The organism is Zoogloea sp., assembly GCF_023150065.1.
Classification (GTDB): Bacteria; Pseudomonadota; Gammaproteobacteria; order Burkholderiales; family Rhodocyclaceae; genus Zoogloea.
The window spans coordinates 1-584 of sequence record NZ_JAKLLN010000178.1 but is presented as its reverse complement, the minus strand read 5'-3'; the positions used below and the strand labels follow the sequence as shown (position 1 = coordinate 584).

2 protein-coding genes are annotated in these 584 nt (G+C 68.0%); both read right to left on the bottom strand.

What is annotated here, in order from left to right:
• Positions 1 to 366, bottom strand: a 366-nt coding sequence (locus L6Q67_RS24140) for an ATP-binding cassette domain-containing protein (protein ID WP_296576241.1), incomplete at its 3' end; no start/stop codon positions are given.
• A gap of 35 nt (positions 367 to 401) precedes the next feature.
• The coding region (locus tag L6Q67_RS24135; protein ID WP_367171685.1) for a hypothetical protein at positions 402 to 584 on the bottom strand (183 nt) is incomplete at its 5' end.

Below are 584 nucleotides of genomic sequence, written 5' to 3'. Positions count from 1 at the left end.
GATGTGCTCGGCGATCGCGGCGGCTTTCTCGCGTGGGCTGCGCGGGTTGTTCTCGAGGGCCAGGCCGACGTTCTGCTCGACAGTCAGCCAGGGGAAGAGGCGGTGGTCCTGGAAGACGATGCCGCGCTCCAGCCCGGTGCCCGCCACCGGCTGGCCGTCGAGCAGGATGTGGCCGTCGAAGCTGTTCTCCAGGCCGATCAGAAGGCGCAGCAGGGTGGATTTGCCGCAGCCGCTGCTGCCGACGATGCTGACGAACTCGCCCGGGGCGATGTCGAGGTTGATGTCGTCGAGCACCGGCAGGGCCTGGCCCTCGACCTGGTAAGTCTTGCGCAGCCCCTGGAGGCTCAGCGTGGATGTGCTGCTCATGGTGTGTCCTTTTCGATCTTGGGGTTCGGTGGGGCTCAGCGGCTGCGGCGCCACTTGAGGCTGCGCTGCTCCAGGCGGCTGGCGATGGCGTTGAGGGCGGCGCCCACCAGGCCGACGACGACCATCCCGTACAGCACCTTGGCCATGTCGAAGTCGGCGCGGCCGTCCAGCAGCGGGGTCGACACGCCGGGTGTGGCCTTGAAGAAATATTCGGCGCC